This window comes from Pseudomonas fluorescens group sp. PF-1, assembly GCF_054481335.1.
In genome coordinates this window covers 2,534,837-2,561,152 of the sequence record NZ_JBTMNG010000001.1, presented here as the reverse complement: position 1 = coordinate 2,561,152, position 26,316 = coordinate 2,534,837, and the positions used below count along the sequence as shown (strand labels likewise).

The window sequence follows — 26,316 nt, the reverse complement described above, 5'->3', positions numbered from 1 at the left end:
TATGCGCTCCACACTCACTCCGTTCGCCCCCGACAACCAACGTGCCGCCGATACGTGCCCGCTTTCCCTGAAGTGGTGCTTCCAACTGCTGCTGGAGCTTGGCGGTCACCGGAATTTTCTCGGTCGGCACGGGTTCAACGATGACGACCTGGCGCTCGGGCTGGGCCTGGAGAAATGGGTCGACGACGATGAGTACAGCGCGGCCGAGGCATTGACCACGTTGCGTCAGGATGCGCGCAAGTTTCAGGCCGCTCATCCACAAGCCTCCTATCCTGATCGCCTGGCGAGCAATCTCGGGGAATTGGGGGCGTTGTTGAACCTGAGCGAGGCCGAGTTGCGAATACTCGGCTTCTGCGTACTGATGCACAACGACCCGGTGCTGAGTGACGCCACCGATCAATTGGGGATGCTGGGCTTCAAGCGCGCAGTGAAAGTGTTATCGGTACTGTTGGGCCTCACCCTGCCGGAGGTGGAGGCAGGCCTTGGGCTTGATAGCCCGCTGATCCGGGCGGGCTTGCTGGAAATCGGTACCGGCCACCGCGTATCCATGGCATTGAGCTCCATACTCCTGGTGAGCAACACCCAACTGCCCGCGATGCTGCGATACAGCAAGGGCACGCCGCTGGAGTTTTTTTCTTATGCATTCCGCTTGAGCCCGCCGGGCAGCTTGAGCCGAGAGCACTACAGCCATGTCAAGCGCCCTCTGGATATCGCTCAACGCTACCTCGCCAAGGCCCTGGTACAAGGCAAAACGGGTGTGAACATCTTGCTCTACGGGCCACCGGGCACCGGCAAGACGCAACTGACCCGCTTGCTCGCCAAGAGCGTGGACAGCGCGCTGTATGAAGTGGCCTGTACCGACCGCGATGGCGACCCGGTGTTTGCCAAGCAACGATTGTGCTCCCTGCGCGCGGCCAATAGCGTATTGCGCTCACAACGGGCGCTGCTGGCACTCGATGAGATCGAAGACATTTTCCAGACTGTCGGCGCCGACGCCAATGCCCGCTCCCATAAGGGTTGGATCAACCGCATGCTCGAAGAGAATTCGCTGCCGTGTTTCTGGTTGAGCAACAGCATCGAGGCCATCGACGCCGCCCACATTCGTCGCTTCGACTTGGTGATCGAGGTGTCTAACCCGCCACAGGCGCAGCGCAAACGGATGCTGCGTGAGTGTGTCGCCGGCAAACTCAGCGACGAGTTGGTAGAACACCTTGCGGCCAATGAACAGGTCACCCCGGCGGTCCTGGAACGCGCAGTACGGGTGGGCCACAGCGTCTCGAAACGCGCCGGCACCACGCTCGACAGCACGATCCGCTGCATCATCGACGGTACCTTGAAAGCCCAGGGTTTTGACAGGCTGCAGCAGGTCGATGGCAACGGCCTGCCGGCCTTCTATTCACCGCAATGGATAAATGCCGACCTGCCCCTCGCCGGACTGGTCGATGGTTTGCGCACCCACCCCCATGCACGGCTGTGTTTCTACGGGCCGCCGGGAACCGGCAAGACCGCTTTTGGCCGCTGGTTGGCGCGAGAGCTGGGCAAGCCACTGATGGTCAAGCGCGTGTCCGATCTGGTCTCTCCTTACGTAGGGATGACCGAACAGAATCTTGCCGGAGCCTTCGAACGCGCGCAGCAGGAAGACGCGGTCCTGCTGCTCGATGAAGTCGACAGCTTTCTGCAAGATCGCCGCAATGCACGCCAGAGCTGGGAGATCACCGCCGTGAATGAAATGCTCACACAGATGGAGAGCTATCGCGGGCTTTTCATCGCCTCCACCAACCTGATCCAGGACTTGGACGAGGCTTCCTTACGGCGTTTCGATCTGAAGGTGCATTTTGGTTATCTGAACCAGGTCCAGGCCCAGGCCTTGTTTGCAGCGCATCTGAAGGCGTTGAACCTTGAAGACCCGGAACACTCCGCCGGCCAGCGGCTACGCGGTGAAGGGCGTTTGACGCCTGGGGATTTTGCCAGCTTGGCACGACGGGCTCGGTTCAAGCCATTTTCGAACGCCGAGGAAATGGCACAGGCGTTGCTGGCCGAGTGTCGACTGAAGTCTGCCAGACTGCAGCGTCCCATCGGGTTCATCCAATGAGTGCGCCTTGAAGGGGCACGCCGCAGTCCGGGTACTATCCGAACGCCTGTTCGAGCAGGCGTGGCAGAACCTCTGCCGCCCTGCCGGCGAGGCTGAATTCGCGATCCCCTGCCACAGCCTCCGGTTGCAGATTGATGTGTACGACCTGTGCGCCCTATTGCAAGGCCATGCGTGGAATCTCCGCCGCCGGCTGCACCAGTCCGGACGTCCCGACCGACAGCAGCACATCACAATCCTTCGCTGCCGACACGGCCTTGCGCCACACGTCATCCGGCAGCGACTCGCCAAACCAGACGACGCCAGGCCTGACCTTGCCGTTGCAATGCCGGCAACGCGGCGGCTCGATGCGACGCCCCTCTTGCGCTTCAACGGGTTGATCGGCACCGAAGCTGTACGATCGCGCGCAGGCAAAACAACGCGGTGACCCCAGGCTGCCATGCAAATGCAGAACGTCGGAACAACCGGCGCGCTCCAGCAAGTCATCAACGTTCTGGGTGACAACGGTCAGCCTGGGAATGTATTGAGCAAGGGTGGCTATCGCCCGATGCGCAGCGTTCGGTTGCGCCGCAAGCACCTTGGCCCGCCGCCACTCGTACCAGCTCCACACCAGGGCGGGGTCGTTGCGGAAGGCTTGGGCAGTGGCCAGCGCTGCGGGATCGAAATGCTCCCACAGCCCGGTCAGGGCATCACGAAATATCGCGATGCCGCTCTCGGCGCTGAGGCCTGCACCGGAGAAAACCACGACGTGGCGTGCGTTGCGCAACCGTTGAGTCTGGAACGCCATCACGACCCCTTGCGGGCCATCGGCATGGCCGAATCAAGCACTCGGCCAGGACCCGGCTTCTTCGGGTGGGTGTTTGATCGCTGCCGGCAGGCAACGCACGTCATAGCCAACCATAAACAATGCACGTTCCAGCGCCAGCAAGGTCACACTCTGCTGCTCCTGGGCTCGCAGGCGGATCACCTCGCGCAAAAGGCGATTGGTCATCCGTACGAGCTCGGCCCAAGTCTGAGTCGGGTTCGGTTCCCGGGCCGAGCTTCGATACAGCTGGATAAACTGAAAGCCACCCCGGGAGGGATCCCGGGTTTCGACCTTGTTGCTCGGTGTCTTGGTATTGGGGCCCCAGCGAAACGCCAGGTCCGCCGGTACAACGCTCTGTCCAGCGGCTTCGAGCCACTGACGCGCCAACAACCCCAAGGCAGCCCCTACCCGCCCATCGTAGATGATGATGTTCTTCGGGTCAGCGGCGGCGTAGATTTTGGTCATCGCCGAGTTCATCAGCAGGTCCTTGCCATCGAACGCCTTCAACGACTGCGTGCATCCAGGCCGGAGCAATTCGACCGCGGCGAGGATCGAGCCGCACAGGGTCTTGGCCGCCGCTTGCGCCTTGACCCAGACCAGGGAAGCATCGTCCTCCTTTCGCGCGACGCCGCCCCAATCGAATATGTCCAGGCAAGCCTGCAGCGCAGCCGCGTGATCGTTTTCGGCCAAAGCGGTGCGAAGCCGGGCCGCGATGCTGGCGAAGTCATGCGGTGCAGCGCTTTCAGGCCAGGAGTAATGCGCTTCTGCCTGGGCCAGGGTCAGGCACCACCAATCGTCGCCTTGGCTTCGCGCTTTCCAGGGTTTCCAGGAGTGATGCGTGGTGGTGAGATAACGGTGCTTGAAAGAGCCCGGCGCGCCTGACCACAACGTCGCCAAATGACGGGCGAAGGCCTGCTGGACTGCACTCAGGCTTCCCGCGGGCGTGACGTCAGCGGCGGCCAGTATGGGCAGCGGATCGACCGAAGCCGTCCCCGCAACCGTGGTCAACCAGACAGCCGTGGGCCGACTCGGTCGGATCCCCACAACGCCCAGTTGCTCAAGGATCGGCAGCAAATAGGTGATATTTCGCGGACCGTACCCCCTTGCCGGCAATCGTCGGGCGATTTTGCACAGGGGGCCAGCCTTGTCATGATCATTGTCAGACTCAATCGTGCACGGATTGCCCGCATGGTGGCCATTGTCGTACAGATATTCCACCACCGCTTCGAAGGCTGCCTTGGGAATCACGACCCCTGATTGGCCGGCAAGCACCTTGACCCGCTCCGGCGTCACGCTATCGATATCGAATGTTGAGCGCCGGGAAGGCGTTCGAAGGGTTCCCAACGTCCCCATCATTGGCCACAGCGACGAGATTGTCTGGGCTGCCGATTGAATCATGCTGACTTCCTTGCCGAATACGGGATTGAGAAAAATGACCGGGTGACATTAAGCCTCCCCGCGCCCCTTGCGCAAGAACTCGACCTGCGCCTCCATCGTCTTGTACTGCCGGAACAACCCATACCCTTTCTTGGCGATCACCACGAAGCCCACAGCAGCCAGAATGTTTTTCAGCATGACAGATCCACCTTTGTTCGATGACGCGAGCATGCGGGTGCGGTGCGACAGATTGAGTCGCGCTGAAGGTAAACCGTTAGCCCCCTTTACCATTGGATTTTTTTCATACTTTGCCGATAAACCGTGCCGAAGGCCTGAAATCCAACTAAGGCACGACACAAAATGTCGTCGCGTTACAGGACACTTAGTACGACCTGTATCTATCACACGTTTATCGTCCCTCGACTCGAACGTCCTTGAACATTGATGTTCAGGTTGATTCACGCACACAAGGAAAAGCAATGAACACGCCTCAAGATCTCAACCGCCTGTATTCCGATGTTTCCGACAGCATCGCCAGCGCCATGGCTAACATTCTGGAGCTCAATGTCGAACACAAGGACGGCAAGCGCGAACTCGGCAACATGACCGAGAAGCTGCGCGCCATCCAGACCCGCTTCGATGACGAGCTCGTCCAACTGAAGACGCACGCCGAATGGGACATGTTTACCATGGCGTTTTTTGGCGAAACCAACGCCGGAAAGAGCACGATCATCGAGTCGTTGCGCATCCTGTTCAAGGAAGAATCCCGTCAGGCGCTACTGGAGCAAAACGCTCACGACCTGGAGAAATACGAAAAAGCGCTGGCCGAGCATATCGACCGATTGCGTGAAGGCCTCTACAGGGTCTATGAGGAATATGCATCGGAGATCACCATCCTGCGCACCGCAACGGCCCGTCTTTCGTTAATTATTCAGGAAGAATCAGCTGCCAGAAACCGTATCGCTGAAGCGGAGGCAGACGCCAGAAAGCGTTTGGCTGAACAGGAAGCCGATACCCGCTTGAAAGCCGAACAGGAAGAAGCCGCTCAACGATTGCAAATTGCACAGCAAGCATCCAGCGCCAGGATCAAGACCCGGCTGATGCTATGTACCTTCGGCGCAATGGTGCTGGGGGCAGTCGCTTCGGCCATGTTCCTGAAGCTGGCGGGAGTCTGAGATGAGCAATTTCGAGCTCGACGAACTGTTCGATGAAGCGACCGCCGTACCTGAGCCGGCGTTCGGAAAAAGATCCTTTACCCCTATCGAGACGAACTCGGCAGCCCTCAATGAATTGCTGAATCAGCGCCTGGACGGCGTTTTTTCCGGGATCATGGCGTTCGAACAAAAAAAGGCCCTGGCCCTGCGCATAGACGGACGAATCATCGGTACGGGCGAGGCAGACTTCACCAAAGGCAATACGTTCTACACCCTTAACTACAAGGGCAAACGCTTCCAGTTGATTGACGTCCCCGGCATTGAAGGTGACGAAGACAAATATGCTCATATGGTCCGCGAAGCGGTGGCCAAAGCGCATCTGGTCTTCTACGTCAACGGCACAAACAAGAAACCTGAAAAAGCCACCGCGCAGAAGATCCACTCCTATCTGCGTCTCGGCACCCAAGTGTGTCCACTGGTGAATGTGCGCGGCAACGCCGATGCCTATGAGTTCGAGGAAGATCGACAGGTCCTCGAACATGGGGGTTCGGCAACGGCATTGCAGCAGACCGTGGGTGTACTCGAATCAGTGCTGGGCGCCAATGCCATACGGTCCGGTCACTGCGTTCAGGGATTGTTGGCCTTTTCGGCCCTGGCCCTTGAACCCGGTACGCAACGTACGACCATCCACCCCTCCCGTGATCGCGACCTGGTCATCCAGCAACGCAATTACCGCAAGCACTTCGCCTCGTCGAAGGCCATGTATGAATTCAGTCAGATCAAGTCGGTCGCGCAGGTGCTTCATGGAAAACTGGGCACCTTCAAAGAGGACATGATTGAAAGCAACAAGACCAAGGTGCGCGAGCTGCTGGTGGAAAACCTCGGCATCTTGAAAGAGCTCCATGACAGCCATGAGACCTTTCTGGCCCGGACCGAGGCGGAATTCGACAAGTGCCGTGTCGCCGTCAAGGACGGATTAGCCAGATTCGAACGACTGGTCCAGGACGGTCGTAGAAACCTCTGGAAAGGACTGTTCATCGACTTGAGCGCCGCTGCCGACAAGATCGTCGAGGAAAATTTCGGCGAGAACGAGTTGATTTCCAGCAAGATCCAGCGCGCGTTTCGGGAGCGTCAGGAGCGGCTCAAAGAAGATCTGCAGACACAATTCGAAAAGTACCTGGAAGAGTTGCAGGATGATTTGGTCCAGGCCATGCAACGACTGCTGGAGGACGTCTCACGGGTTGAATTCGAACAGGCAATCGCTTACACCCACTCAGACATTGACTCCACCTACAAGACACCGGAGCTGGGGCTGGGTCTCGATCTCGGCGACTATGGCTGGATGCTGTTCAACGTCGGCTCCTATGCCCTGGCCGGGGCGGGTATCGGCACGGCATTTCCCGTCGTCGGGAACATTATTGGCGCGGTAGCCGGCGCCCTGGTGGGGGTCCTGATCAACGTCATGAATTTCTTCGTCGGCAAGGACAAGCGCGTTCGTAAAGCCCAAGCTCAGGTCCAGGAAAAAATCGACGAGGCACGCGACCAGGCCATCGGCTCATTGCGTGAGGAACTGAAAGATTTGCTCGCTCCGGTCCGCCGCCAGATCGAAGACAAAGTCCTTGGGCAGGTCAACGACATCCATACATCTCTGACTCGCCCGCTGCACATCATCAAGCAGCAGATGGCGTTGATGAACCGTACTAAAGATCAATTGGAGAACATGCCCCATGGAACACTTTTCGCAATTCAATGTTGATAAACAGGCGGCGATCAAAGGCCTCGATGAACTTCGGAAAATCTTGAAGGAACTGGGCGAGTTGGGCACTGATGTCAGCGCCGAAATGGAAAAACTGGACTCGGCGGTTCAGGCGATCGAAGCCGACGTGTTGCGCATTGCACTGTTGGGTGCATTCTCCGATGGCAAGACCAGCGTGATTGCCGCGTGGCTCGGCAAAGTCATGGCCGACATGAAGATCGACATGGATGAATCCTCCGATCGCCTGGCGATTTATAGCCCCGAGGGGCTTCCTGGCAAGTGCGAAATCGTCGACACCCCTGGACTTTTCGGCGATAAGGAAAAGACCGTCGATGGCGATCAGGTGGTTTATGAGGATCTGACGAAACGCTACATCTCCGAAGCGCACTTGATCCTCTACGTAGTGGACGCCACCAACCCCCTCAAGGAAAGCCACAACGCGATCGCCAAGTGGGTACTGCGTGACTTGAACAAATTGTCTTCGACGGTTTTCGTGATCAACAAGATGGATGAAGTGACCGACTTGACCGAACAGGTGCTGTTCGATGATCAGGCCACCATCAAGAAGGACAACCTGAAAGCCAAGCTACAGCGTGCAGCCAATCTGAGTGCGGACGAACTGACGCGCCTGAACATCGTCTGCCTGGCCTCTAACCCCGGTGGCCGAGGCCTGGAGTTCTGGTTCGGTAAACCCGAGCATTACGAAAGTCGCTCTCGGATCAACGATCTGAAGGCCATGACCAGTCGTATCCTGCAGGACAATGTACCTGCAGTATTGATTGCCAAAACGGGTATGGACGTCGTGCACGATGTCGTCGCTCAACATGTGCTCAAAGCCCAGGAACAACAAAGCAAGCTGGAAATTCTGGATCAGCAGAACAACGAGGAATCGATCCGTATCAAGCAGGATATTTCCAAGGGCCGTCGCGAAGTCAAACGCCTCGCGGGTGAGCTATTCGAGGAGCTGCGCAACATCGAGAACGAGTTGCTCGGCAAACTCCGTCCACTGTCACTGGAAGACATTCGTGGTTATCTCGAGGATGAAATCGGGTACACCGAAGAAGGCGTCGGCTACAAGCTCAACCTGAGGATCAAGGCCTCCATCGATCGCTCGTTCGATCAATCATCCAAGGTCACCAGCCGTATTTCCCAGGACATCGGCCGTCAACTCAACTCAAGTGAAAGCTTCCTCAATGCCATGAGCGAGGGCGCGCTCAAGTCACTGGGCGGCGCTGCCAAAGGCATCGCCAACCTGAGCCCCGATGCCATCAAGGGTGCTATATTTGCCGCGCGAAACATACTGGGTGACGTGACCGGCGTGGTCATCAAGTTCAAGCCCTGGCAAGCTACCAAGATTGCCGGTGCCATTTCCAAATGGGCGGGTCCGGCAGGCGCGGCCTTCAACCTGACTTCCGACCTTCTGAGTGCTTACAAGGCCCATGAACTCGAGCAGGAACTGAAGACCGTCAAAGAGTCCATCACCGTGGTCATCAAGAGTTCGTTCAAGGACATCTACGACATTATTGGTGATGATGAAAAACTGCTCGATTTCTTTGCTCCTCAGCTCAAGGAGTTCGAGAAGATCATCGCAGTCGTCACCGAGCGTTCGGAGTTCATCCGCAATCGCCAGCAGAAGCTCAATCAAGTGCAAGAGAAACTTGGCGCGCTCGGGCTTCCAGCTCTCGCAGCGCCTTAAATAAAAGCATTGACGACCTGATCCTGCCTGTTCGCCGCCCGGCATGAAGGCCTGGCGGCCCCTTCCCTCAATGCAACCCGCTGTTGCCTAGTTTCACCCGGGCATAAAAGATGATGGCCACCGCCGGAATCAATGCCGAATAACCGGGTTTCAGAGCCGTCTTGAAATTGGTGATGACCCGCCCGACGGAATTCCCCAAGAGCTTGGGCACCATCGACAACACGTTCAAGGAGGCGGCACCGGCAATGGTTCCCATCGTCGTTCCTGTGCTCACCCGGCCAACTACCTGGGCGCCGTCGTCAGAGGTCGGCGACTTGAAATAGGAGCTCAACGTCAAGCGCTCCGCCAGCGCATCGACGTGCTTGAAATAGTGCTCCGCCGAAAGGGTTTCCAGGACTTTCTCAGGTGATTGGCACAACACATGCCCATCCGCAAAAGCGTTACTGAAAAACGTGCGAACCAAGGCGGCCTCGAGTTCCAGGATCGTCGCACAGTCATGCAGGTCGTCACCTAACTCGAAATGCGCTACCAACATTTCAAGCACTTCGGCATAAGGCAAACCACGGCGTCGCGTCATGTTTGCCAGGCAATGTCCGCCCAATAGCTGAAATTCCCGTGTGAAGGCGTAGAGCTTGTCGCTTTCGTTGTCGTCCAGATCTGTCCAACTGCTGGTCTTGAGGTGTTTGATCGCCTCACCCAACAAGGCGGGATGCGACTGCTCGATCTGTTCAAAGAGGTCGTAGAGCAAATAGTCATCACGCACGTGATCCTCCTGCGAGGCCACTTCCTTGCCCATGGGCGCGGGGTAATGCTGGCCCTGGAATCCGGCGAAACCGGTGCTGGCCAATACTTTATGCAGCTTCGGCCAGTAATCCTGGTGGCCGAAGCCGTCCATCTCAACGTTGTCGAAGTTCGCAACCTCGTGGCGACCCAGGCACTTCTCGTCTGCGTTCATCAACAGGATCCGGTCATTCCTGGAGAAGGCATTAATCAACCGGCCATTGATGCAGTCCTTGAGTCCTCGCGCTTCTTCGGCACCGACTTCGACGGCTGCCGCCATCAGCAACACATCGCCGATGGTGAGACTGCAACCACCCGGTTGGCGAACCAGTTTTCTTAGCGCGCTGACCAGCACTCGACCGCCCAACGAGTGACCGATCAGATTGATTTCGGTCACGTAGGGGTGCCTGGCCAACAGGTAATCGTCAAGCTCACTGAGCAGCACCTCGCCCATCTCCACCGCCCGACGTCGGCTGCGCGCAAAATGTGCCACCCGCTCCGCGGCGAATGCCGCCACGGCGAAATAGGGATGGACCCGGCTGGCACCCGCGATCAACTGCCGGGAGGCATTTGACATCTGCATGAAATGACCCGAGCGCCAGAAGCCGAGGATATTGATGCCACTGTGCAGCGTGGAAGGAATTTGCTTGGACAACAGCCGACGATCCCTTAGATCGTGCCCGGCGGAATAACCATGAACGAACACATTCGCTACCTCACTGGCACCGTGTGGCAAGGTCAGGAACTTGAAGTGTTTAACCAAGTATGAAAACTCCATTTGAATCAGGACGGATCTACATCAGAGGCAGACTCGGGTTGCATGATTTCGATCAGCGCGCAGTCGTCGATACGACAAGGATGAAACAACTTCTTTGGCGTTTTCCCGAACTTCAATAAGTGATAGCTTATCGCCATTCCGCGACAGAATGCATCCGGGAAATATCTCTGGAGAGGCTCAAGCACGGGCGCTTTGCGCCGACATCAGCTTGACGTTCACCGCCAGGCAGTGTCCTCCGCTGCCGCACTCTGCCCCCCTGCACAAGGAAAACACCGTGCCGTCAGCCAAATCCCATTCCACTGTCAGTCGCCAGTGGGAACTGCTCAAGCACTTGCCCAAACGCGAGTCGGGCATCACGGTGACCGAGCTTCTGGGGCGACTCGAGGCGTCCGGCTACATCATCAGCCGGCGCACCGTCGAGCGAGACTTGAATGATTTGTCCCTGGTGTTCCCCTTGCAGTGCAGCGGGGACACGCCGCAAGCCTGGTACTGGACGCCCGGGGTCAATGTCGAATTGCAAGGCATCACGTTGACCGAAGCCTTGAGCCTGGCGCTGGTTGAAGATGCCATCCGCCCCCTGCTGCCCGCCAGCATGCTGAGCGTGCTGGAACCTCGTTTTGTGCATGCCCGGCGCAAGCTCAAGGGACTGGAGGACGACAACCCCGCCGCCCGTTGGCTGGAAAAGGTTGCCAGTGTGCGACCGGACCTGAATCTGCAGGCGCCGGACATTGATCCGCAGCGGCTCGAATCCCTGCAAAAGGCACTGATCAATGAGTGTCAGGTGCAGTGCCAGTACTACTCCGCCCATACCGACAAGCTCAGCGAAATGACGCTCAACCCCTTGGCGATGGTGCAGCGCGGGCTGGTGACCTATTTGATTGCCACGGCGCATCCGTACACCGATGTGCGCCAGTTCGCAGTGCATCGTTTTCGATCTGTCGATCAATTGGACAAGCCTGCCGAGGGCCTGCACGAGTTCGACCTGCGCGCCTACCTGGGCAGCGATGCGTTGCAATTCGGATTGTCGGAAAAAATCCGCTTCCAGGCTTGGGTGAGTGAACGTAAGGCACGCCTGATTCGCGAGACGCCCTTGAGTCCGGACATGACGCTGGAACCCTTGGAGAACGGCTATCGGGTGCATGCGACGCTGAGCAACACCTGGCAGTTGCACTGGTGGATTCTGTCCCAGGGCGACGCAATGATCGTGGAGCGGCCAGTCGAACTGCGGGCGCAAATCGGCGAGACGCTGCAACGGGCGGCAGCGGCCTATCAACCGCTGGATGAGGTCGCGGCAACCGTGAGTTTGCGCCCCCATGAACTGGCAGCCACGCTACAACAAACGCACGCGGGGCCGTCCTCCGAGGACAGGCCCTGCGTCACGCGTTGTTCAGTTTGCCTTGAGCAGCGCCGCGACTTTTAGCAAGGCCTCGTCGATCTCGCCCAATGGGCATTCAGCGGTCAGGTATTCCGGGCGCGGTTGAAAACCGATGGCTTGGCACAATTGTGCCTGTAGCGCCTCCCTTCCTTGAAGCTCGGAATTTTCGATCTGCAGCTGGAATTGGCCCTTCTTGTAACTGACGTAAAGGTGTATCTCCCTGCCAGCGTGCTCATGATGAAAATACAGGTAAGGCTCTTCCGCTTCCCCCGATACGGATTCGTAGTACGGAAGCGAAAGTGGTTGTAACGCTGCACCACCTTCTCGCTGTAACCGGGCATGCAGGGCATACGTGTTGAGTTCGGCATGCGCACCGCTCATGCGTTCTCTGGCGAGCAAATAGATGTCCTGCACATCGTCATTGACGAAGCGCATCTGGCGCCTGCTGCAGTAGTTGAATGCCTCGGGCGTTTCGATCAGCAGTTTTTGCCAAAGCGCCTCTGGATGGGCCGAAGTAATGATGCGCTGCAGTTGAGGCTCCAGTGGCTGCTCAGCGTCCAATTGGTCCCAGAGTTTGAACAGGATATTGCGCGCATCACGTGCTCCGCCGAGCAGTCGCTTCCAACTGCCCTGCTCCGTCGCGCCATTGACCAGAAAGGACCAGTTACTGCCATTGCGCAAGAAATAATCACCGAGGGTGAGCAAGGCCCTTTCCCATAGAAAATCCTTGAAGCTCGCGAGACCGCGTGGGGTAAACGTCTTCTGGGCCATATCGAAACTGCGCTGGAATGCCAGTTGCGCACTAGCATGGTCCACAGACTGAGCGTCCTCACTGTCGTCGAACAAGCGAAGTGCTTCGCTGCGCTCCAGGAGAAAATCGATCTGCCCACGGAAATACAAATGAGATTCCGCTTGTTCTATCAGCCCTCGCCAATTGTGCTCTGCCAGGATCAGTTTCGCCTTCTGCACCTCTTCCGACGCCTGCGCGCCATTGAATCCAGTCACCGGGCCAGGGGTTGAAGCGATGTATTCAAGAATTTGCACGGCATGAGGAATCAACTCGCGCAGGCCATTGATGCTGCGTCGCACATCCTCGGGCCTGACGTAAGTAGTGTTGACGGTAAGGTTCACCACCACACGCATCCATTCCTGAAACGCTTGCGGCTGGCTGTCACCATGCGCTCTGAGAAATTCGATGTAGGCGACGAACTCAACGATCTGCGGATAGCTGATCGACAACGGTTCGGCAATGGCCGTCTTGAAGAATGCCTTTTCGTCGAAGACTCGGTCGTCCGGTAGCTTCAGGGCGAAACCCGTTTGCCCTGCGCTCCACCCTTCAAACAGCATCAGGACCGTTTCCGAAAATGCCCGGTCGAGCCAGCCATTTTCCTCATACGTCTGATAGGTGTTGCGCTGATCCGCAGCCCTCAGCTTGACGAATTCATCGTTGTAGCGAGTTTGACTGCAGTCGCGGGTCGCAATGGCAATCAGGCGCAACATGTTCATCACCGCATCGTCAAACAGGTGCATCGCCGTGGGTGATGAATCGCGATTGTCCTGGTTACAGATGTTCCAGAAAAAATCGGCCCATTGGGTGTCCAGACGCCAGGCGAAAAACTTCGCCACGCTCGTCTGAACGCCGCCCATGTTGCGCGTCTCACCCTCGAACTGTTTCTCCAGAACCTGTTCATAACGGGCCTTGAATGTTTCGAATGGCGTGAGCGGCATCCCGCGGGCGTTCATTTTGATATAGAGATCATCGGCCAGGCCAAAATCACGCAGGTCGAGTTTCTGAAAGCTGATGACGGGGCGCTCGCGATCCACCAGGCGAGCGAGCGTTGCCGTCCGTGTTTCGAAGAAAAGCTCGTGGATGGCCTGCACCATCGTGAGGGCGGACTGGATGGTAGGGTCCAGTCTCCAATGGCGGAAATACCAGGGCTGGTCGCAAATCTGCGCAGCGATGGACGCTTCGGCGGTAATGGCGTGGTCCGGTTTGAATTGGCTGAGCGCATCAAAGAATTCCGTACTGCTCGGGCGAACACTGTAGGTGAAGCGTGAGGCCTGATCGTCGCAGAAAAGCGTTCTGAACAGCTCCAGCTGACCGTCCCGCAGCGCGATATACCAGTGAAGGAGGAACAGTGTGGTCAGACGCTGCTGACCGTCCAACGGCTGAAACTGACCCGCCTCATTGAGGGTGCCATAAATGAAATCCAGGTTGAGGGGGAGTTCCGGGGCGTCCTCCGGCAACTGGAATGCCTTGTTCAGTGCAACGAGGAAATCGTTGCGCACATCGATGCTGTCGGATCGTCCTTGCGCGTAATCCCGCTGAATTAGCGGGATGCGAATGCTTTGACCGCCCTGGAACAGATCAGCGAACACCATCTGGCTTCCTGCGCCGCTCATACGCTTGGCTCCTGCTTGTCCAGAAAGAAGTTGACGAGGGTATTGCACATGGCTTCGAGGTAACCCTGACTGTCCTTGACGCTCCAGAAAAGCAGGTGGTCCACACCCTGGCTGTAGCATTTGAGGAACAGGTTTCGCGTACACAGCGGTACAAAAATGCCACGCTGATCAAGTTCCAGTATCCGCTCCCGTTTCACGGCAAACACCGCATTGCCGTAACCACGATTCGTTTGAGCATCCAGCAGCGTAAGGTTGCCGATACTGTCATCAACTTCGCTGTCCTCTTTGAAGGCCGCCAGGACGCGAGTGTGCAAATCGTGAAACTGCGTGTCGGTAGCAGACTCGGTTTGCGCGAAGTACGCCGCGATGGCCCTGCAAAGATCCCGTTGATCGTCTGCGCCCGTCAGTTGCTTCTGAGCCAGTTGTAGCCATCTGTCTCTTTCAGTTTTACCTTTGGGAATAGAGGTGGTCACCGACCGGACGTGCTCGATGTCCCAGCTGTTCGCCTTGAAACTGTCGAACTGAAAACGAATGTTCGAAGCCGTGTTTTGCAGCAGGCTGGTCAGATTGAAGAGCAACAGCGTTGCACGGATTTTGAGCGCATGCTTTTGGCCGTACTCCAGGTCGCCGAGGAACTGTTTAATCGTCGCCCTCAGAACGTCAGCCGTTGCTGCCTCCGGCATCGCCGAGCCGGTTAACTTGAGGAATGCAAGGCTACGAAGCTTTTGTTCGAATTGCCTTTTGGGAATGTTTTGCGACAGTCGGAAGATGGCATCGACCGCTGTGCCCGATTGCACCAGAAAGCCGATGATATGGTACAGACGCCGGTCTTCGAACCATTCCTCCAGCAGCATGTAAACCTGCTTGACCCTCAACCATTCGCTCGCGGTCGTGGCGCCTGCTGCCGAAAGCCTGCGGTTGTAAGTGTGGAAAACCGAGTATCGCTCGTCCGGGTCAAACGAGGGCTCTGCGTCGAGGCGGGCAATCAGCGTGAACAGGAAGCCGATACGGTTGTGGCCGCCGCTGGTCTTGTTATTGAGGAAATACCAGAACGCGTCGTTCTGTAGCGCTTTTTCCAACTGGTCCCATTCATGGGCAATCTGCAACTGCTGGAGGCTAACAGCACCCTCGGCATCGTCCCGTTGGCGCAAAAACAACGCCCGGATAAGCTCGTCGTTGGTCAAGGCTATCTTGCCCACATTCAGCCGGGTAAAGGCGTCCACGGCATTTTCCCGGTCAGAGAGCTCGTACCAGATCACACGGGTCTTGTTGAGCAGCGTCGATTTGATCTCTTCGAATTCGTGGTCCCGTGATTCGAACCATTGTTCGATAGTCTGGATCGCCTGGTACAGATAGAAATAGTCAACGTTTCGGGTGGCGGTGTCCTCAGAAGGATCGTCCAGAAAGTCCCGCAACTCCGGTCGGGTTTCGTATGCCAGGCTGAACAGTTTTGATCGATACTTGACGGTCACCCGCTCATTGAAATGACGAAGTATCAGCAGCAGCGTCGTGAGGCGCTGCTGGCCATCGACCACCTCGTATTGGCCCTGGCGTGTGTCTTTGAGCACTAACGGTTGCAGGCAGTAATACTCGTGGGGCTGAGCATTCTCACGCTTGGCAAATTCCCGGACGTCCTCGAGCAATTGCGTCACTTGCATCGGCTTCCATCGGTAACCGCGCTGGTAGGCGGGTATCCAGAACCGGTTGGGCTGTCCATTTGCGTGGGTGATGAGGTCGTGTACCGACTTGGTACCGAAAACGGCGCGCGTCATTGCGAGAACATCCCTTTTTAACCAATGTAAAACGTCTGCGTGAAGGTGCGAGAGTTGGCAGGGTTGTAGCATGATGGCGCAAAGATATCAGCCATTAACGTGCGTCGCGGCCAACATTATTCGGCAAGCGTATTCAGACTTTTGATCGTCGCTCAGACGCTCCCCCGCCTTGCGCGACTTCGCGGTTCAATTCAGCAGCTCAGTGATCCACCGGGCCTGCCGGGCGATTTCCTCGGCCTTCTCTTCGGGCACTGCCTGTCGCGCCCGGGCGAAGTGGGTCAGGGTCTGCTGTTTATGGCGCAGCAGGCGCTGCCACTTGGTCAGGAACGCCGGGCTGCGTGCCTGCATCTGCAGCGGGCCGAAGTACAGTTCCTCGGCGGTATAGGTCACCGGTCCGTCGCGCTCGGCGACGATGATTTCGTAGTCAAAGCGGTTTTCCCGCAGCACTTCCTCGCAGAGGATTCGGTAGCCATTGTCCATCAGCCATTGACGCAGCGGCTGCTCGCCGCCGTTGGGCTGCAGGATCAGGCGTTCCCGGCCGCTCAGGCGCGCCTTGCCGCTGTCGAGGATGTCGCGGATCGTCTCGCCACCCATGCCACAGAGGCTGATCGCCGTGATGCCGTCTCCCGGCTCGATCGCCGCCAGGCCATTGGCCAGGCGCACGGTGATCCACTGCTCCAGGCCGTTCTCGCGCACGGTGCGTTCGGCCGAGCGCAATGGCGTCAATGCCACCTCGCCGGCCACCGCCGCCGCGATGGCGCCACGACGCATTAAGGCCACCGGCAAGTAGGCGTGATCCGAGCCGATATCGGCCAGGCGTGCATCGGCTGGCACATGCGCCGCCACACGCTCCAGGCGCATGGACAATGTCTGTTGGTTCAACTGCAACCCCTTTTCACTACGAACGTCCAGCACCGCAGGCCGGATCGGGACGCAATTCTGTCGAGCAACGCCCTGGATTTCAAATCCCGGCGACCAGGGCCATGGTTCGCCCCGTCCAAATCCTCCCCCGGCAGGTCACCACGGTCAGGCGCAACACCGTCCAGCCCGAGTGCAGTATGATCGCAATCACGCTTTGAGCCGTTTGATACGGGGGCAACGGGATGACCACAAACACCGCACGAAAAGGCAGGTCATGGGTCTTGCCCTCGTTACTCGCCCTCAGCCTGGTGCTGACAGCGGGATGTTCAGGCAAAGCCGCCAAGGCTCGCTATTCGACGTCGAGCACCGGCTCGAACTGTTACGCAAAAGCGCTGCCCACTTCCGGTGAAGGCGGTCTGGCATGGGGCGACACCTTGAACATGGCTCGCAAAAAATCCCTGGACAATTGCATACGCTATGCCGGGCGGTCCGGTGGCACGCCGGACACCTGCCAAGTGGTGTTGGCGCAATGCAGAAAGTAATGGCGCGGCAGCAAAAAAAGCGCTTCTACCGCTCTGAATCGCGGTTTCTCCAGATGCAAAACACCGACAAGCCCTAGTGACCGATCAGCGAACTGGCCAGCAACGCCTCCAGTCCCATTGGCTTGGCAAAATGATATCCCTGGGCCTGCCCTGCGCCCATTTCGCGCAGCAAGTCCAGCGTCGCTTGATCCTCGACACCTTCGGCCACCACGCTGAGGTCGAGCGATTCGGCCATCCGCACGATCGCCCGGACGATCGCGCGACTGCGGGCGCTGGTGGTCAGTTCGAGGATGAACGACTTGTCGATCTTCAAGCCGCTGAAGCGGTATTGATGCACATAGCTCAGGGAAGAGAACCCGGCGCCGAAGTCATCGAGCATCACCGACATACCGTTGTCGGCCAATTGCTGCATGGTCAGCCGGGCAATCGCCGGCTCGGCGACCAGCGCACCTTCGGTCAACTCCAGGCAAATGCGTGATGGTTCGACCCCGTGTCGCGCCAGCAGCGCCAGCACTTCATTGGCGAAGTCCGGGCGCGTCATGCTGTAGCTGGAGCAATTGACGTGCACCGCAGGCCAATTGGCGTGCTCGGGTTGTGCGAGGATCATTGCAACGCTGGTGAGCATGTAAAGATCCAGCCGGCCGATCAGGCGCAAACCCTCGACATCCGGCAGGAACTCGCCCGGCGCGATCACCCGGCCGCCCGGTTGATGCCAGCGGACCAGCGCCTCAAGGGCGAGTAATTCGCCGCTTTCGACGCTGACGATCGGCTGGAAATACGGCAGCAGTTCGTCCGTGCGCTTGAGCGCGTTGCGCAAGGCCCCTTCGCGCTCCACCTGGTCCGAGACTTCCCGGCGCACTTCCTGGTTGAACACCGCGTAACTGTCGCGCCCGGCGCTCTTGACCCGGTACATCGCCGCGTCGGCATCACGCAGCAAATCCGCCGGTTCGTGATGGAACTGACTGTCGGCACTGACAATACCGATGCTGCAGGATGAAAACACTTCGTAGCCATTGATGAAAAACGGCAGGTCAAACGCCACCAGGATCCGTTCGGCGATTTCGATCACCACGTCCAGCGGCGCTTCGGGAGCGAGGACCGAAAACTCATCGCCCCCCAGGCGCGCCAGCATGTCGGCGTCGCGCAGGCATCCGCGCAGGCGATGGGCGGCCTGCATCAACAGCAGGTCGCCAAAATGGTGGCCGAGGCTGTCGTTGACCATCTTGAAACGGTCCAGGTCGATGAACATGACCGCCAGGTGCCCGCCTTCCCTGCCGAACTGCGACCAGGCCGAATTGAGGCGCTGTTGCAGGTAAGTGCGATTCGGCAACCCGGTCAGCGCATCGTGGGAGTTTTCGTGTTGCAACTTGGCATTGGCGTGATCGAGTTCGCGGGTGCGGCTCTGCACCCGCGCTTCCAGCTTGAGGTTGGCGGCGTGGATCGCTTCGGCAGCCGTGCGCCGCGACAACGCCGTATCAATGTGCCGCGACACGAACGTCAGCAGATCCTGATCCCGCAGGGTATAGCGCACCTGCGAGGTGTAGCTTTGCACCGCCAGCACGCCACGCACCACGTCGCCATCGAACAAGGGAATGCCCAGCCAGGAATGGGATCGGACGGACTCGTCGGCCAGTTCGATTTCACCCTCGGCCGCCAGTCGCTCGGCTTTGTCAGAGTCAATCAGGCAAGGTCGGCGCTGACGGATAACGTATTCAGTCAAGCCCCGGCACCCACGCCGCGCTGCCGGGCTGGTCGTCTGCCGCTCATCGACGTAATAGGGAAAGGTCACTTCACTGGTCGCGTCGTCGAACAGCGCGATGTAGAAGTTTTGCGCGAACAGCAAGTCACCGACGATGCCATGCAAGGTTTGAAACAACTCAGCCATGTCGCCCGGTTGACTCGATAGCTCCGCGATCTGGAACAACGCGCTCTGCAGGTGTTCGGCGCGCTCCCGATCCGCCACTTCCTGCCTCAAGGCTTCGTTGAGTGCCGAAAGCTCCAGGGTGCGACGCATCACGGTTTCTTCCAGGTCCTCGCGGTGCAGAATCCGATCCAGGGCCATGGCGACGTGGCGGGCCACCACAAGGAACAGCGCGCGATCTTCAGCACTGTAGATACGAGAAACGTCGTAGACCTGCATCGCGAGCATGCCGAACACGTCATCCGAGGCATTTTTCAACGGGGCGCCCATCCAGAACTCGGGACGGTCACCCACACAGTAGAAACGGCCTTCGGCTTCAGCCGCGAGGATACCGGCGGCGTCGATCAGCAACGGCTGGGCAGTGGTCAATACCTGCCCGGTCAACGACAGGTGCGAAGGGTCAAGGTATTCGTAGTTTTCGGACTCCAGGGCATCGACATCGATGATGTCGACGTAATACGGGTAGTCGATCTTGCCGCTATGGGGGTCATACAGCGCAAGATAGAAGTTCTCGGCATCGATCAGGCTGGCCAGCAGCCGGTGAACCCCCACCAGAAACACCGAGCGGTCGCGGGTCGAACTGGCCAGGTAGGTGATCTCATACAGCACTCGCTGAGTGATCTGCGCACGGGCAAGGGTATTGGTCTGGACCTGAATGCCCAGCCGCAGGGCAAAGTCGGCGAGCGCCGGGTCTGCGGCTTCGCTGACCGGCGCGAGTAGCCAACCCAATTCACTTTCGCCCTTGCCGGTGGGCCAGCGGTGCAATCGCCGGGTCTGGCAGAAGGCGTCGAACTCTTCGTTCGGGATGCTGGACGGCCACTGCATCCAGGCGTCGCCCTGACCGACCCGATGCAATTGTTCACCGGTGCGGTAAACCGCCCACGCGCAGGTATGGGCCCAGTTGCGCGCTGAGTCCAGCATTTGCTGGATCATGTTCTCGTTGCCAGCGTAAGCCATGCCGACAGTACCCGACGTCCCTTTTGGTTGAGATGCGACAACGTCGCAGTCGTTCGATTGCCGCGGGGAGTCGGTCAATTGACGAACACTCATCAGCGCTCCCTGAGCCAAAAACTGGCGATGCCCACTTACTGATTGCTAGCAATATGCCAGTGAGCTTTTTGTTTATAGCTTATGACGATTTTTTTCAATGGTTTTATTTGCTTTGGCGCCAACAATGAGACAGACAACAAATTGCTCGCCGAAAGTTGTCGATTATTACCCGAAACTCTTTACTCGCTGTCTTTGGTCTCAGCGTCTGTGCCACCCGACCAGTCACCGTTGCAGTCACTAGCGCCATGCACGGAAGACAGATCCCGTCTTCCGTGCACCTGAACGGCTATTGCCCGATGGCGGGATATTCGTCGCTACGATCGGGCCAGGGCGTCAAAATCTGAAAGCCATCGTCAGTGACGGCCACCATGTGCTCCCACTGGGCCGATAGCGATTGATCCTTGGTGACCACCGTCCAGCCATCGGCGAGGGTCTTCACATGACGTTTGCCCGCGTTGAGCATGGGCTCAATGGTGAAAATCATCCCGGCTTTCAATTTCAGGCCCTGGCCCGGATAACCGTAATGCAGTACCTGCGGCTCGTCGTGGTAGATCTTGCCGATACCATGGCCGCAGTATTCGCGCACAACGCTGAACCCATCCCTTTCCGCGACCGCCTGGATGGCATGACCAATGTCGCCCAACGTGGCACCGGGGCGGACGAGTCTTATGCCGGCACACATGGCTTCATAGGTTGTCTTGACCAAATGCCGAGCCTGCGCACTGGGCTCGCCAACGAAGTACATGCGGCTGGTATCGCCATACCAGCCATCCTTGATGACAGCGATATCGATGTTCACGATGTCGCCATCCTTCAACGTCCTGTTCGAAGGGATGCCATGGCAGACCACTTCGTTGACGGATGCGCACACGGTCTTCGGGAAGCCGTGATAGCCAATGTTGCCCGGGATGGCTTTCTGCACGTTGACGATGTGGTCGTGACAGAGCCGATCGAGTTCGTTGGTGGTGACCCCGGCTTTCACATGGGGAGTGATCATGGCCAGCACTTCGGCGGCCAATGTGCCTGCCGCGCGTGACTGGGCGATTTCCGCGAGGCTGTTGATCCTGACGTTCGCCTTCATTGACTGGCTCCTGAGCTTGCATGGGGTTGGGAGCCTTGAGCGATATCCGCGACAGCGCAGAGCTGTTTCAGATCCAGTCCGCCCGCCGACTCGGCACGAATCAGCAAGCGGCAAATATCGCTGTGATCGAGGTTTGGATGTAATTCCGCGAGCATCCCGATGCGCATCCAGTGTTCGGCTTGCGCATTGATCGAGCGACTCAGCGCGTCGCTGGCGACGCGCAGGTTCTCATGCATGTTTTCTGAAATTTTGACGATTCCCATGACTTCCACTATATGAAATGCATATAAATCGTATATTAACCGGTTCGAGCGTGGAATCAAATCAACGTCATGAAATGGGGGCGCGCCCCGCTCCCCATGGGTTATAAAGCGTTCGATATAAATGGAAACGCCCCAATCAAGGGGCGCCATGACCAGCGTTCAGGTGTGTCGGGGAGCACCGCTGCCCTTTACCTGTTCGGTAACGCCGGGCAATCAGTGGCCTTCGGACGCATTGAACATGGTTTTGGCATAGATCAGTCCCAAACCATAGGCGCCACCATTGGCGATGGAAGTTTTCACGGTGGCATCGTAGGTGTCGGTACGAGCCCAGTCACGTTGCAACTCGAGCAGGTATTGCAGGGAAGTCATCGGGCGCGCGCCAAGCTGGATCATGCGCTGAATGGCCATTTCATGGGCCTCGACCGACACATCACCGCAAGCGTCCGCAATGAAATACACCTCGAAACCCTGATCCAGGGCAGAGAGCGCCGGGCCCACGATGCACACGGATGTCCAGAGGCCCGCCAGCACGATCTTGGCCTTGTCGTGACGGTTCACCTCCACCGCAATGCGCGGATCTTCCCAGGTGTTCATGCTGGTGCGGTCGATGACGGGCTGCTCTGGGAAGACCGATTTGATTTCATCGAAGATGGGTCCGGAAAAGCTTTTCTCTGCGACCGTGGTCAGGATGGTCGCGACCCCGAACTCTTTCGCCGCCTTGGCCACCAGGGCAGCGTTGTTGCGCAGATTCACAGCGTCGATGGACTTGGTCGCAAAGGACATTTGCGACTGATGATCGATCATGATGAGGGTGTGATCGTCAGGGTTCAGCAGGGTCTTTCCGGGCACGGCGGATGCGGTAGGCATGGGAGTCGCTCCATTGTTGAATGAAAAACTACCCTTCAACTATGGAGTGCCCGACGGCGCCGTACTTGTATCCCTGTGCTTTGTTTTGGCCGGGGCCGGGGCCGGCTCACTGGATCGACAGGACGAATCGGCGTTCGCCCCCGGTCTCGTCGGTGCAAGAGGGTTGCTCGGGCAGGAATCCGCACCGTTCCAGCACTTTTCTTGAGCCAACATTTGTCTCGTATACACAGGCAACCAATTGGGTCAGTCGCCAACGGGTCCGTGCCGCCTGGATCAGGTGCCTGAGCGCCAGTGTGGCCAGTCCTTGCCCGCACACGCCTTGATCAATCCGATAGCCCACTTGCGCAGAACCTGGCGGCGAACCAATGTCTTTCAGATTGGCTCGCCCCACTATGTTCCCACTGCAATCTTCGATAACGAACGGATGCCAGGCACCGACAGCAAAATCGGACAAATAGCCCGCAATGTGCTCGGCGACACCCGGCAATGAATAAAACGCAGGATCGCGCGCATCAATATGAGATTCAAACCAGGCGCGGTTATGGCGTTCAAAGGCCAGCAGTGCTTCGGTATCCGTACTTTCAAGCTCGCGAATGCTGAATGATTTCATTCGTTCAATCCCTTGACTGAGCGGCGTCAGGCAATTGTCACACTGGCCCGCGCCGTGTGCAGTTTTTTATAGCTTTCGATCAGACGCAAATGTCGATCGAGCCCTTCCAGCTTCGTGCTCGTCGGGGTCAGGCCGTAGAAACGCACACTGCCGTCGACCGAGCCGATCGCAGCGTCCATGCGCTCATTGCCGAACATCCGGCGGAAATTGACTTCGTAGTCGGCCAGTTCCAGATCGTCGTCCAACTGCATTTCCAGGACCACGTTCACGGCTTGATAGAACAGGCCGCGCTCGACGGTGTTGTCGTTGTACTGCAGGAAGGCTTCCACCAGATCCTTCGCCTGTTCAAACTTCTGCAAGGCCAGGTAAATCAGCAGCCTCAACTCCAGGATCGTCAACTTGCCCCACGGCGTGTTGTCGTCGAATTCGATTCCGATCAAGGTGGTGATGTCTGTGTAGTCGTCCAGCTCGCTGTCTTCCAGGCGCTTGGCCAGGGTTCTCAGCCCGACTTTGCTCAGGCTGTGCAGGTTGAGAATGTCGGCGCGGAATGTCAGCGCTTTGTTGGTGTTGTCCCAGACCAGATCGTCGACCGGATAGATTTCCGAATAATCCGGCACCAGAATGCGGCAGGCCTTGGCGCCGATGTGCTCATAGACCGCCATGTACACTTCCTTGCCCATGTCCTGAAGGATACCGAACAAGGTGGCGGCTTCTACGGCATTGGAATTTTCCCCTTGCCCGGAGAAGTCCCACTCAACGAATTCGAAATCGGCCTTGGCACTGAAGAAGCGCCACGACACCACACCGCTGGAGTCAATGAAGTGCTCGACGAAGTTATTCGGCTCCGTCACGGCCTGCCCCTCAAAGGTCGGCTGAGGGAGATCGTTCAGACCTTCAAAGCTGCGCCCCTGCAGCAACTCGGTGAGGCTGCGTTCCAGTGCCACTTCAAAGCTTGGGTGCGCGCCGAACGAGGCAAACACGCCACCGGTACGCGGGTTCATCAAGGTGACGCACATCACCGGGAACTCCCCTCCCAGCGACGCATCCTTGACCAGCACCGGGAAGCCCTGCTCTTCCAGCCCTTGGATGCCGGCCAGAATGCTCGGGTATTTTGCCAGCACGTGCTGCGGCACATCCGGCAGTGCCATTTCACCTTCGAGAATCTCGCGCTTGACCGCGCGCTCGAAGATTTCAGACAGGCATTGCACCTGGGCTTCGGCCAGGGTGTTACCGGCACTCATGCCATTGCTGAGGAACAGGTTCTCGATCAGGTTGGACGGGAAATACACCACCTCGCCATCCGACTGGCGCACAAACGGTAGCGAACAGATACCGCGCTGTGTATTGCCGGAGTTGGTGTCGTACAGGTGCGAGCCCCGCAACTCGCCATCGGGGTTGTAAATCGCCAGGCAGTACTCGTCGAGTATTTCTGCCGGCAGCGCATCCTGGGGGCCAGGCTTGAACCAGCGCTCATCCGGGTAATGCACGAACGCCGCATTGGCGATGTCTTCTCCCCAGAACTGATCGTTGTAGAAGAAGTTGCAATTGAGTCGCTCGATAAACTCGCCCAACGCCGACGCCAACGCGCCTTCCTTGGTCGCGCCCTTGCCATTGGTAAAGCACATTGGCGAGTGCGCATCGCGAATGTGCAGCGACCACACATTGGGCACGATATTGCGCCACGAAGCGATTTCGATCTTCATGCCCAGGTCAGCCAGGATCCCCGACATGTTGGCGATGGTCTGCTCCAGCGGCAGATCCTTGCCCGCAATATAGGTGCCCTCTTGCGACCCCGAATGAGGCATCAACAACGCCTGGGCATCGGCATCGAGGTTTTCCACTTCTTCGATCACGAACTCAGGCCCGGTCTGCACCACTTTTTTCACGGTGCAACGGTCGATGGAACGCAAAATGCCCTGGCGGTCTTTGGCGGAGATATCGGCTGGCAACTCGACCTGGATCTTGAAAATCTGGTTGTAGCGGTTTTCCGGGTCAACAATGTTGTTCTGCGACAGGCGGATATTTTCCGTGGGAATGCCGCGAGTGTCGCAATACAGCTTCACAAAATAAGCCGCGCACAAAGCCGAAGAAGCCAAGAAGTAATCGAACGGACCAGGGGCCGAGCCATCGCCCTTATAGCGAATAGGCTGGTCGGCCACGACAGTGAAGTCATCGAACTTGGCTTCAAGTCGAAGGTTGTCGAGAAAGTTGACCTTGATTTCCATGCGGGATTACCAAAATGACGAGCTAAACGAAATGGCCGCCATTATCCGGCTTTTCGGCCGGAAGTCTTGTGCTTTGAACGGGAAGGCGACGGGCTGATGGAAGGACCCTCCCGCGCCGGCGAGCCCGTCGCCAGCCTCGTCAGCCGATGACCGTCGTGGGCAACGAAGCGCGTTCCGCAATAAAAGATCAATAAATGACCAACACATTACAAGCCCCACGTTTCCTGCTGCCTGGCGCGTTATCCACAGGTATACCCACGCAATTTGTGGATAGCTTCAGCGCATTCACCTGAGGTTACAACGCACGCATCACTTTCGGTCCGGCCTGGAAATCCGCTAGGCTTGCCCCACACTTTTCGAGGATCCTCAAGGTATGTCCAGGCTCGACCTCTCCCTGCAAGACACCGCTGCGCCCGAGGGCGTTTGTTATGGTTGCGGCGGCAGCAATCCCCACGGGCTGCACATTAAAAGCTACTGGCATGAGGACGGCGTGCATGTCGTGGCCGAGCATCTGCCCGACGCTCAATTTTGTGGCTGGCCCGATCTGGTTTACGGCGGAATGATCGCCATGCTGGTGGATTGCCATTCAAACTGGGCGGCAATGGCCTATCACTACCGCGCCGAACAGCGCGACGTCGCCAGCCTGCCCCGCATCAATTGCGTCACGGGCAACCTGGGCATCAAGTTCATCAAACCGACCCCCATGGGCGTTCCGTTGACCCTGCGGGCGAAAGTGGAAGGTGAAGTCGGACGCAAGAGTCGCGTGATCTGCGAGGTCTACGCCGGGGACGTACTCACGGCGATCGGAGACTCGATTTTCGTTCGTGTGGACGCCGCGCAGCTGGCGGCCGCCGCCCATGACCGGGACGCGTAGACACTGCCATTCAAGGCGCGATGGCGGTGGGTGTTGA

The 26,316-nt window shown here is 58.1% G+C and carries 19 protein-coding genes and 1 pseudogene; 7 read left to right on the top strand and 13 right to left on the bottom strand.

Features of this window, described 5'->3' with window-relative positions; translation table 11 throughout:
• The first annotated feature begins 1 nt into the window (after position 1).
• A complete protein-coding gene (locus ACX3YD_RS12220) occupies positions 2-2,092 on the top strand; it encodes an AAA family ATPase (protein WP_458960079.1) in 2,091 nt (696 codons plus the stop codon).
• A 34-nt stretch (positions 2,093-2,126) separates the two neighbouring features.
• On the opposite strand, the pseudogene ACX3YD_RS12215 reads toward ACX3YD_RS12220, so the two are convergent.
• The 3 genes and pseudogenes from ACX3YD_RS12215 to ACX3YD_RS12205 form a co-directional block, all read right to left on the bottom strand.
• A pseudogene (locus ACX3YD_RS12215) lies at positions 2,127-2,876 on the bottom strand (SIR2 family NAD-dependent protein deacylase).
• A 33-nt stretch (positions 2,877-2,909) separates the two neighbouring features.
• Positions 2,910-4,292, bottom strand: coding sequence for a hypothetical protein (locus tag ACX3YD_RS12210; protein WP_458960078.1), 1,383 nt, complete (start codon positions 4,290-4,292; stop codon positions 2,910-2,912).
• Positions 4,293-4,340: 48 nt separating this feature from the next.
• Positions 4,341-4,469: a hypothetical protein gene (locus ACX3YD_RS12205; protein WP_458960077.1), complete on the bottom strand. Its 129-nt coding sequence runs from the start codon at positions 4,467-4,469 to the stop codon at positions 4,341-4,343.
• 236 nt (positions 4,470-4,705) lie between these two features.
• Between ACX3YD_RS12205 and ACX3YD_RS12200 the strand changes: the two genes are divergently transcribed.
• The 3 genes from ACX3YD_RS12200 to ACX3YD_RS12190 are packed head-to-tail and all read left to right on the top strand — an operon-like array spanning position 4,706 to position 8,877.
• A complete protein-coding gene (locus ACX3YD_RS12200; RefSeq protein ID WP_458960076.1) occupies positions 4,706-5,446 on the top strand; it encodes a hypothetical protein in 741 nt (246 codons plus the stop codon).
• Between the two features lies 1 nt (position 5,447).
• Entirely contained in the window at positions 5,448-7,181 is a 1,734-nt protein-coding gene (locus tag ACX3YD_RS12195) for a hypothetical protein (protein ID WP_458960075.1), read from the top strand.
• Positions 7,153-8,877: a LeoA/HP0731 family dynamin-like GTPase gene (locus ACX3YD_RS12190; RefSeq protein ID WP_458960074.1), complete on the top strand. Its 1,725-nt coding sequence runs from the start codon at positions 7,153-7,155 to the stop codon at positions 8,875-8,877. Before ACX3YD_RS12195 ends, ACX3YD_RS12190 begins: the two co-directional genes overlap by 29 nt.
• Before the next feature lie 67 nt (positions 8,878-8,944).
• On the opposite strand, the gene ACX3YD_RS12185 is transcribed toward ACX3YD_RS12190, so the two are convergent.
• On the bottom strand, positions 8,945-10,420 hold the full coding sequence (locus tag ACX3YD_RS12185; RefSeq protein ID WP_458960073.1) for a DUF726 domain-containing protein: 1,476 nt from the start codon (positions 10,418-10,420) through the stop codon (positions 8,945-8,947).
• Positions 10,421-10,709: 289 nt separating this feature from the next.
• On the opposite strand from ACX3YD_RS12185, the gene ACX3YD_RS12180 reads away from it, so the two are divergent.
• Positions 10,710-11,855, top strand: coding sequence for a helix-turn-helix transcriptional regulator (locus ACX3YD_RS12180; protein ID WP_458960072.1), 1,146 nt, complete (start codon positions 10,710-10,712; stop codon positions 11,853-11,855).
• On the opposite strand, the gene ACX3YD_RS12175 is transcribed toward ACX3YD_RS12180, so the two are convergent.
• The 3 genes from ACX3YD_RS12175 to ACX3YD_RS12165 all read right to left on the bottom strand — a co-directional run bounded on the left by ACX3YD_RS12175 (position 11,823) and on the right by ACX3YD_RS12165 (position 16,867).
• Complete coding sequence (locus ACX3YD_RS12175; RefSeq protein WP_458960071.1) at positions 11,823-14,213, bottom strand: DUF262 domain-containing protein; 2,391 nt, start codon at positions 14,211-14,213, stop codon at positions 11,823-11,825. The two genes, ACX3YD_RS12180 and ACX3YD_RS12175, sit on opposite strands and share 33 nt — an antisense overlap.
• On the bottom strand, positions 14,210-15,985 hold the full coding sequence (locus tag ACX3YD_RS12170; RefSeq protein ID WP_458960070.1) for a DUF262 domain-containing protein: 1,776 nt from the start codon (positions 15,983-15,985) through the stop codon (positions 14,210-14,212). The genes ACX3YD_RS12175 and ACX3YD_RS12170 overlap by 4 nt, the downstream gene beginning before the upstream one ends.
• Before the next feature lie 186 nt (positions 15,986-16,171).
• Positions 16,172-16,867, bottom strand: coding sequence for a tRNA (adenine(22)-N(1))-methyltransferase (locus tag ACX3YD_RS12165; protein ID WP_279627435.1), 696 nt, complete (start codon positions 16,865-16,867; stop codon positions 16,172-16,174).
• A 221-nt stretch (positions 16,868-17,088) separates the two neighbouring features.
• On the opposite strand from ACX3YD_RS12165, the gene ACX3YD_RS12160 reads away from it, so the two are divergent.
• Positions 17,089-17,388 (top strand): hypothetical protein, encoded by a 300-nt coding sequence (locus ACX3YD_RS12160; protein WP_458960069.1) that lies wholly within the window; start codon positions 17,089-17,091, stop codon positions 17,386-17,388.
• A 73-nt stretch (positions 17,389-17,461) separates the two neighbouring features.
• On the opposite strand, the gene ACX3YD_RS12155 is transcribed toward ACX3YD_RS12160, so the two are convergent.
• From ACX3YD_RS12155 to ACX3YD_RS12130, 6 genes are all read right to left on the bottom strand, one after another.
• Complete coding sequence (locus ACX3YD_RS12155) at positions 17,462-20,359, bottom strand: sensor domain-containing phosphodiesterase (RefSeq protein WP_103404402.1); 2,898 nt, start codon at positions 20,357-20,359, stop codon at positions 17,462-17,464.
• Positions 20,360-20,645: 286 nt separating this feature from the next.
• On the bottom strand, positions 20,646-21,440 hold the full coding sequence (gene map, locus ACX3YD_RS12150) for a type I methionyl aminopeptidase (RefSeq protein ID WP_103404401.1): 795 nt from the start codon (positions 21,438-21,440) through the stop codon (positions 20,646-20,648).
• Positions 21,437-21,703 carry a ParD-like family protein gene (locus tag ACX3YD_RS12145; protein ID WP_047530105.1) on the bottom strand — a complete coding sequence of 89 codons (267 nt, stop codon included), beginning with the start codon at positions 21,701-21,703 and terminating at the stop codon, positions 21,437-21,439. The genes map and ACX3YD_RS12145 overlap by 4 nt, the downstream gene beginning before the upstream one ends.
• Positions 21,704-21,916: 213 nt before the next feature.
• Positions 21,917-22,570: a hydrolase gene (locus ACX3YD_RS12140; RefSeq protein WP_103404400.1), complete on the bottom strand. Its 654-nt coding sequence runs from the start codon at positions 22,568-22,570 to the stop codon at positions 21,917-21,919.
• 106 nt (positions 22,571-22,676) lie between these two features.
• Positions 22,677-23,180 carry a GNAT family N-acetyltransferase gene (locus ACX3YD_RS12135; RefSeq protein WP_458960068.1) on the bottom strand — a complete coding sequence of 168 codons (504 nt, stop codon included), beginning with the start codon at positions 23,178-23,180 and terminating at the stop codon, positions 22,677-22,679.
• 26 nt (positions 23,181-23,206) lie between these two features.
• Positions 23,207-25,405 (bottom strand): OsmC domain/YcaO domain-containing protein, encoded by a 2,199-nt coding sequence (locus ACX3YD_RS12130; RefSeq protein WP_458960067.1) that lies wholly within the window; start codon positions 25,403-25,405, stop codon positions 23,207-23,209.
• Positions 25,406-25,778: 373 nt separating this feature from the next.
• On the opposite strand from ACX3YD_RS12130, the gene ACX3YD_RS12125 reads away from it, so the two are divergent.
• On the top strand, positions 25,779-26,279 hold the full coding sequence (locus tag ACX3YD_RS12125; RefSeq protein WP_130207181.1) for a PaaI family thioesterase: 501 nt from the start codon (positions 25,779-25,781) through the stop codon (positions 26,277-26,279).
• Positions 26,280-26,316 lie beyond the last annotated feature (37 nt).

Bases quoted from the DNA above. Each gene is read 5' to 3' on its own strand.
- ACX3YD_RS12220 (WP_458960079.1), top strand. From the start codon at position 2: ATGCGCTCCACACTCACTCCGTTCGCCCCCGACAACCAACGTGCCGCC.
- ACX3YD_RS12210 (WP_458960078.1), bottom strand. From the start codon at position 4,292: ATGATTCAATCGGCAGCCCAGACAATCTCGTCGCTGTGGCCAATGATG.
- ACX3YD_RS12205 (WP_458960077.1), bottom strand. From the start codon at position 4,469: ATGCTGAAAAACATTCTGGCTGCTGTGGGCTTCGTGGTGATCGCCAAG.
- ACX3YD_RS12195 (WP_458960075.1), top strand. From the start codon at position 5,448: ATGAGCAATTTCGAGCTCGACGAACTGTTCGATGAAGCGACCGCCGTA.
- ACX3YD_RS12190 (WP_458960074.1), top strand. From the start codon at position 7,153: ATGGAACACTTTTCGCAATTCAATGTTGATAAACAGGCGGCGATCAAA.
- ACX3YD_RS12175 (WP_458960071.1), bottom strand. From the start codon at position 14,213: ATGAGCGGCGCAGGAAGCCAGATGGTGTTCGCTGATCTGTTCCAGGGC.
- ACX3YD_RS12170 (WP_458960070.1), bottom strand. From the start codon at position 15,985: ATGACGCGCGCCGTTTTCGGTACCAAGTCGGTACACGACCTCATCACC.
- ACX3YD_RS12160 (WP_458960069.1), top strand. From the start codon at position 17,089: ATGACCACAAACACCGCACGAAAAGGCAGGTCATGGGTCTTGCCCTCG.
- ACX3YD_RS12155 (WP_103404402.1), bottom strand. From the start codon at position 20,359: ATGAGTGTTCGTCAATTGACCGACTCCCCGCGGCAATCGAACGACTGC.
- map (WP_103404401.1), bottom strand. From the start codon at position 21,440: ATGAAGGCGAACGTCAGGATCAACAGCCTCGCGGAAATCGCCCAGTCA.
- ACX3YD_RS12145 (WP_047530105.1), bottom strand. From the start codon at position 21,703: ATGGGAATCGTCAAAATTTCAGAAAACATGCATGAGAACCTGCGCGTC.
- ACX3YD_RS12140 (WP_103404400.1), bottom strand. From the start codon at position 22,570: ATGCCTACCGCATCCGCCGTGCCCGGAAAGACCCTGCTGAACCCTGAC.
- ACX3YD_RS12135 (WP_458960068.1), bottom strand. From the start codon at position 23,180: ATGAAATCATTCAGCATTCGCGAGCTTGAAAGTACGGATACCGAAGCA.
- ACX3YD_RS12130 (WP_458960067.1), bottom strand. From the start codon at position 25,405: ATGGAAATCAAGGTCAACTTTCTCGACAACCTTCGACTTGAAGCCAAG.
- ACX3YD_RS12125 (WP_130207181.1), top strand. From the start codon at position 25,779: ATGTCCAGGCTCGACCTCTCCCTGCAAGACACCGCTGCGCCCGAGGGC.